The 7,291-nt window shown below is 42.5% G+C and carries 3 protein-coding genes, 3 tRNA genes and 2 pseudogenes; all 8 read right to left on the bottom strand.

Features of this window, described 5'->3' with window-relative positions; genetic code table 11:
* Positions 1-259 precede the first annotated feature (259 nt).
* Positions 260-481 (bottom strand): DUF6122 family protein, encoded by a 222-nt coding sequence (locus TT11_RS10990; RefSeq protein WP_261870471.1) that lies wholly within the window; start codon positions 479-481, stop codon positions 260-262.
* Between the two features lie 307 nt (positions 482-788).
* Positions 789-863, bottom strand: a tRNA-Thr gene (locus TT11_RS10985).
* A gap of 102 nt (positions 864-965) precedes the next feature.
* Positions 966-1,039: transfer RNA gene (locus tag TT11_RS10980), tRNA-Gly, on the bottom strand.
* An 84-nt stretch (positions 1,040-1,123) separates the two neighbouring features.
* Positions 1,124-1,207: transfer RNA gene (locus TT11_RS10975), tRNA-Tyr, on the bottom strand.
* A 337-nt stretch (positions 1,208-1,544) separates the two neighbouring features.
* A pseudogene (locus TT11_RS10970) lies at positions 1,545-3,041 on the bottom strand (anthranilate synthase component I family protein).
* A 176-nt stretch (positions 3,042-3,217) separates the two neighbouring features.
* Positions 3,218-4,474, bottom strand: a complete 1,257-nt coding sequence (locus TT11_RS10965; protein WP_261870470.1) for an FHA domain-containing protein — start codon at positions 4,472-4,474, stop codon at positions 3,218-3,220.
* Positions 4,475-4,631: 157 nt separating this feature from the next.
* Positions 4,632-5,483, bottom strand: coding sequence for an RsiV family protein (locus TT11_RS10960; RefSeq protein WP_261870469.1), 852 nt, complete (start codon positions 5,481-5,483; stop codon positions 4,632-4,634).
* A gap of 204 nt (positions 5,484-5,687) precedes the next feature.
* A pseudogene (locus tag TT11_RS10955) lies at positions 5,688-7,282 on the bottom strand (peptide chain release factor 3).
* Positions 7,283-7,291: the final 9 nt, after the last annotated feature.

Below are 7,291 nucleotides of genomic sequence, written 5' to 3'. Positions count from 1 at the left end.
GGTGAATGATCAATAAAAAGCTGTTTAATGGCTCATAATAGAATTAAATCATCATAAACCTAGCTATCAACCGCACGAACCACTGCTTAAACAATGCTCCGAACTAATTCTTGTATCCGTTATTATACGCTGACTTGTCTTAAATAGTCATACATCTCTTAATCGAAATCAACTTCTCTCTAACTAGTAGATATAAAGCTCGATTGATTATAACCTTTCTTATAACCGTATAATTATCTTGATATGCAAGGTCGCGATATTAGCTGACCGACATCATCAAACAATCCGTAAAATCCGTTAACATATGGAACAGCAGTCCAGTTCCAATGATATTAAGAGGCTTACGAAGAAAGAGTAAAGCAAAATACACTAGCATCGCATAATAAGTATGTAACGGATGAAAATTAATGCTACATCTATTTGCCTGAAATATTGGGTTTGCTACCAGATGATCTATATCAACCAGCATGGTCGCAAGCAAAATCAGATATACTTTTTTCCACTCTTTTCTAAAAAAACGCAATCGCGATAAAAAGAGGAAAACCAAAGTGCAAAAAAATAATGTATTAATGTCTGCATACTGACCTATTAGTTTTAGTCTTCTCTATATAAGACCATCAAAACCAATATTTATTAATATACTGACAGCACTAAAAGGCAACACCTCAGTGTCACCTTTGAATCATTGTCTACCGCACTACTGTTATATATTTCAATATTCTATAATTTCGATATCGACGCAAAGTTATATAAATAGCAAAACAAGCATAAAAGGTATAAACAATAAATGGAGCTCATATCGAGAATTGAACTCGAGACCTCTCCCTTACCAAGGGAGTGCTCTACCGCTGAGCTATATGAGCGTATATTGAAACCTTTGAGTTGCACTAAAAAAATATCACGATGCAGCAATAATTACTGACTCTCGTGATGATTTATTGTTATGCTTTGCGATGGTGTATATATGGAGCGGGTGGCGGGAATCGAACCCGCGTCATTAGCTTGGAAGGCTAAGGTGTTACCATTATACCACACCCGCATTTACTCTTATTCAGGATAACTCTAATCGAGAGTTATGAGATATAGAGAGTATGCTTGGCGCTATGACAAACTTTAGAAAATATGGTGGTGGGGGAAGGATTCGAACCTTCGAAGCTTTCGCGACAGATTTACAGTCTGTTGGGTTTGACCGCTCCCCAACCCCACCTTAGGTTGCTTTGAACAAAAATGACTTACATTTAAGACAAATTCATAAAAAGCTACTTTAAGAGAGATGGTGCCGACTGCCGGGATCGAACTGGCGACCTACTGATTACAAGTCAGTTGCTCTACCAACTGAGCTAAGTCGCTTGTTCTCTTAAAGTGGTGGCTATTCTATCAAATTTTTTTGAGATGCGCAAGTACTTTTTCATCTTTTTTTTAAATTAATTTGATATAAATATTTAAGTCACTGATTAAGCTGGTTTTTTTTATAAATAAAAATATGACGATAAATTGGCTTTTTACTGGTAGCCTTTATTTTTGTCACATTACTGGCTATTTAATTAGCGAATACGCAAGCCATTACAGGCCATTTCTACCGCTTTTATTAATGCCAATGCTTTTTTTATTGGTTTCATCCCATTCTTTTTCTGGAATAGAATCAGCGACAACCCCTGCTCCGGCTTGAATATGTATTTCACCACGGCGCATCACCGCAGTACGGATAGCAATGGCCGTGTCCATATTACCATTCCAACCTAGATAACCAACTGAACCACCAAATACTGTTCGACGTACTGGTTCTATCTCATCGATAATTTGCATAGCGCGGATTTTGGGTGTGCCCGATAGCGTCCCAGCTGGGAAAGTGGCACAAAACACATCTAGTGCATCCTTATCAGCTCGTATCGTACCCTCAACATTAGATGCGATATGCATCACTTGTGAGTAGCGCTCTATAAACATCTTTTCTGTGACTTTAAAACTGCCATATTCGCAAACGCGGCCAAGATCATTGCGACCCAAATCAATGAGCATCAAATGCTCCGCTGTTTCTTTCTCATCATTTAGCAGCTCTTGCTCAAGCGCGAGGTCTTCAGCCTTATCTCGGCCACGTTGCCGTGTCCCTGCTAGCGGCCTTACCGTCACCTTGCCATTTTCGATACGGGATAGATTTCAGGAGAAGCACCGATAATATCAAAGCGTTTGTGATCATCGAGTGTGTAGCCATGCACCAAGAACAGATAAGGCGACGGATTAAGGTAGCGAAGCGCACGATAGACGGCTAGAGAGTCGCCTGTATAGTCCGCTGTCAATCGCTGCGCTGGCACTACCTGCATGACGTCACCTGCGGCAATGTAATCCTTTATTTTATTGACATCGCTACAGTATTTTTTTGGCACCTGTTTGCGATATAAATTTAGGCGTAGGCATTACAGGTGCGCGCAAATTGGATGGCTCTGCTAGCTTTTCTTCGATTTGTTCTAGCTCACGGATAGCTGAACTGTAGCCATCCTCAGACTGGCAATCAGCATAGACGATGATTGATAGCGTATTCTCTAAATTATCAAATACAATAACGCTCATCGAAAGCATCAGCACATATCTGGCATCGACATTGGATTGGGCGCATCAGATAAACCGACACTTGGCTCAATAACACGTACCATATCGTAGCCAAAGTAACCGACTAAACCGCCGCTAAAGCTCGGCATTGTTGGCACATCCTCAGCGGTTGGCATATGATACTGCGCCATCAGCTCACGCAGGTAATCAAAGGGATTCTCTACTGCCTCTGTATCAATATGATCGTTTCGCTTGGTCGTCATATTGCCATCAGCGTACTGCAAAATCAGATCGCTACCCAATCCAATCATGGAGTACCGTGCCCAGCGCTCACCGCCTACCACAGACTCAAACAGATAGGCAGAGCCATTTAGATCACGTACTTTGGAGAATACAGATACAGGAGTCTGCGCATCCATCAGACGCTTTTTTACCAGCGGTGCGTGACTAAAGCCTCTATCTCTAAAAGCTTGGTATTCTTCAAAAGTCATCATAATAGCGCTCTCTTAGCACCTTATAGGCAATAACAAAACTATAAGCTGCTCTATAAAATATAGCGCCAATATTCGCTAAAATATCGACGCTATAATGAGTCATTTGTTTAAAAAAACGGTAAGCACAATAAGGCTCTCTATCAAAAATTACGACAAAGACCGAGTGTAAAATTGAATTATGCACCGCCCATATTAAACAACCATAAGGCCAAACCGATAATTAGAATGGTCACAAATACCCATATAAACCAGCCGCCGCTCGCTTTTTTCTCTACATGACCTGCATGTGCAGGGTTGCTGATTTCTTGATCCATCGCATTGTTGCCTTCGGTACCAAGATCGCGCGGCTGCCCTAAATTAGCCGTGCCTGAAAACTGTGCACTAGCTGCTTGTTTGGCTTTTAAAACTTCAGGGTCAGCTTCTTCTTGTAACTCTGTTTTTGTTGTTTTGTCGTGTTCGTCTTGGACTGCTGGCTCTTCATGCACTGCTGGCTCTTCATGCACTGCTGGCTCTTCATGCACTGCTGGCTGCTCTTCTACCACTGGCGCGCTATCAGTAGATGCTGCATGTGATGACTCTGTAGACGTCACAGCCTCTATTTCAGTTGCTGTTGGTACAGATGTGTCATCCACCCCTTCTGTGGCAACTGGCGTTTCTTCTACTGGCTTAGGCGATGCTGCTTCCGCGTCAGACAGTACTTCATTAATCCCTGTTTCTTTGACAACTGGCTCTGTAGCAACGGCTTCTTCAGTAGCTAGCTCTTTAACAGCTGGTTCTTCAACAACTGGTTCTTCAACAACTGGTTCAACGGTTTCGTGCGTAGGGGTTACTGATTCTTCGGTCATATCTGAGCCGGCATCTGCAGGTAAAGGCTCTACAGGTACAGTATCATCTGTAGCAGGTAACATTTCTTCGATGCCAGTCTCTTTGATCACTGGCTCATTAACTGTTTGCTCTATGATCGGCTCTTCCTCAAGAACGCTTTCCTCAATTATCTGCTCTTCAGTCACAGGCTCACTAGCAGTAGTTTCCAGCACGGCAGCTGTGTCAGCATTTTCATGTGCATCTGCTACTAACTCCTCTGTGGTCACTGGCGCAGCAGATGCCTGTACTTGAAAGCTAAAACTTGCAAAGCCAAGCGTATCATTTGCTTTGAGATGACTAGATTCATTACCTGCAATACGTTGCTCATTGATAAACGTGCCATTAGAAGAGTCTAAGTCTTTTACGTACAGCTGACCGTCTAACACACTGAGTACCGCGTGATTGCGAGAAACCTGCTTGCTACCTAGGACTACGTCGTTATCACTACCACGACCTATAGATAAGCTATCACTAACCGTCAGTGTTAGGTCACCTAGCGCTTCGGTCAATGCATTCAGCTGCCAAGTTGTACTTGCTGCCGTATTCGTACTTTCTGTCTCGTTTGTCATGTTATAACTCCTTATTTTTCTATTGAATATCCAATGATGCTAAAAATAATAACTCTAAAATATTACTGCCAATTGATGATAAGTATTGTCGCTATTTCTTTAATAATATTTGCCTAGCACGGTTTATTAAGTACTTTCCTCAGACACCATACAGTATTTACTTTGGTATAAAGTGAGGTTTTATAACTTTGTCAAGCTTGCTATAGGGGATATTAAGAATAGGCATACCGTAAGCATATGGGCCGATAGAATAATGCTGGTAACGAATGCTAACGCCTGTATCAGTCAAGGTCACATTATCGCTCAACGTAAATGGCCAGTTTTTCTCATAACTGCTCACGTCTTCGGCAACCGTTTTGACCCACACTTTATACGCATCATAGGCAAGCGCCTCAAAACGAGGTTTTTTACCTGAGATAAGCATGTCGTCAAGCGTGACTTGCTTTTTGGTACTTGGGTCAAATACTAGGTACTCGCTATAAGGCATGCCGTGTGCACCGCCAGTATAGACGTAAGAGCTTATCTCAAACAGTTCAAAGTCATCGACATGACCTAGATAATTGGGCGCTACCATCAGATTATAACCCCACGACACATCATCAGGCATATCTTGGAATTGCGAACTCACAAAGCTATCAAGAGCATCTTTAACTTCTTTTTCGCTGATTTTACCCTTGATAGGTGCTGACTCTGTCATCTGACTATTAACGACCATATTATCGATACGGGCATTGGCAATCTCATCTATCCAGTTTTGACTGCTTTTGAGATATTTAACTTCAATCTCTGGACAGTTATCACGCTTGTCACATGTCTCTTGTATATTACTGGGTAGTTGATACGGTAGATATTCAGTGCTACTAAGAAAGCTTCCTGCATTTACCGACATACTAACGGCACTTAATAATAGGCTGCCAGTCAACATAGCAATTGAACGTCTCTGGCTTACCTTTATCGAAAATAGATCAGCCGATATAGATTTATCATCAATTTGAGTCGTAGTGTGCATATGTCCTCTTTTATAAATATAAAATGTTGTTTATCATTCTACCGTAACAATTGCACTGTATTGTAGGAACACTGTTTGTGTTTTTAAGGTTCTGTTGACAATTAAATGCTTATCTCCTCGCATTTATCACATAAATAACAGACAATAAAAAAAGACACGGCTAGCGTGTCTTAATAGATAAACAATACAGCGATGTGGCTGATTTTAATGCTCACGCGTACTGCTAAAAGTCACTTCTGGATAACGATCTTGCATCAACTGTAAGTTAACACGTGATGGTGCAAGGTACGTTAAATAACCACCACCATCTATTGATAATTGGTCATGAGCTTTCTTCTTGAACTTCGCCAATGCTACTTCATCATCGCAATGAATCCAGCGTACCGTAGCTATCGATACTGGCTCAAAGGTACATTGAACCTTGTACTCTTCTTTGAGACGATGCGCGACCACCTCAAACTGTAGGACACCGACCGCACCCAAAACCAAATCATTATTAATCTGCGGCATAAAGACCTGCGTTGCGCCCTCTTCGCTTAATTGTTGAAGACCTTTTTGCAGAGCTTTTGATTTAAGCGGATCTTTTAGTACCACACGGCGGAACAATTCAGGAGCAAAATGCGGAATACCGGTAAAGCTTAACTCTTCGCCTTCAGTGAAGCTGTCACCGATGGAGATGGTGCCATGGTTATGCAAACCAATGATATCACCCGGATAGGCTTCTTCTAGCGCCTCGCGGTCACCTGCTAAAAAGGTCAGCGCATCAGCAATACGTACGTCTTTCCCCAGACGCACATGTTTCATTTTCATGCCCTTCTCGTACTTACCAGAGCACACTCGCAAGAACGCAATACGGTCACGGTGACGCGGATCCATATTGGCCTGAATCTTAAAGACGAAGCCTGTAAAATCTGTCTCGGTGGCTGATACTTCACGCTCAGTCGTTGGATGAGCTTTTGGCGGCGGTGCATACTTGACTAAGGTATCAAGTACCATGTTTACCCCAAAGTTACCCAATGCCGTACCAAACAATACTGGCGTCATCTCGCCAGCCAAAAATGCGTCAACACTGAACTCTTCTAACGCCATCTGTACCAGCTCAAGCGACTCTTCAAAAGCGTCAAACATCAACTGTCCTAGACGCTCACGGATATCTGGATAATCGTAGCCTTCTCGGGTCTCAGAGACCGTCATCTTGCCGCCATTACCTTTTTCATAAAAGTAAGTTTTATTTTCAGTCAGATGATAGACACCGATGAAGTCTTGACCCATACCGATAGGCCAAGTCACTGGGATACATTTGATTTTTAGAACGGCTTCGATTTCGCTAAGCAATTCAAGCGGCTCACGAATCTGACGATCTAGCTTGTTGACGAATGAGATGATAGGTGTATCGCGCATACGACACACTTCCATCAGCTTGATGGTTCGTTCTTCGACACCTTTTGCGCCATCGACCATCATCAGCGCACTATCCACTGCGGTCAAAGTGCGGTAGGTATCTTCACTAAAGTCGGCGTGACCTGGGGTATCTAGTAGGTTGACCATATGGTCTTTATACGGAAACTGCATGACAGACGTCGTAATCGAGATACCACGCTCTTGTTCCATGCTCATCCAATCTGAGGTTGCATGACGATCTGTCTTACGGCCTTTTACTTCGCCACTACCTGAATCGCTTGACCCCACAACAGGAGTTTTTCGGTCATGGTGGTCTTACCAGCATCGGGATGCGAGATAATGGCAAAGGTGCGGCGCTTAGCAACTTCTTTGTTTAATTTCTTTGGATCTACGCTCATAATTTTCAG

Source organism: Psychrobacter sp. JCM 18901, assembly GCF_000586435.1.
Taxonomy (GTDB): Bacteria; Pseudomonadota; Gammaproteobacteria; order Pseudomonadales; family Moraxellaceae; genus Psychrobacter.
This window is presented reverse-complemented; position numbering and strand designations above follow the sequence as displayed.

Coding starts and splice junctions, on each gene's coding strand:
- TT11_RS10965 (WP_261870470.1), bottom strand. CDS start 4,474: ATGACAAACGAGACAGAAAGTACGAATACGGCAGCAAGTACAACTTGG.
- TT11_RS10960 (WP_261870469.1), bottom strand. CDS start 5,483: ATGCACACTACGACTCAAATTGATGATAAATCTATATCGGCTGATCTA.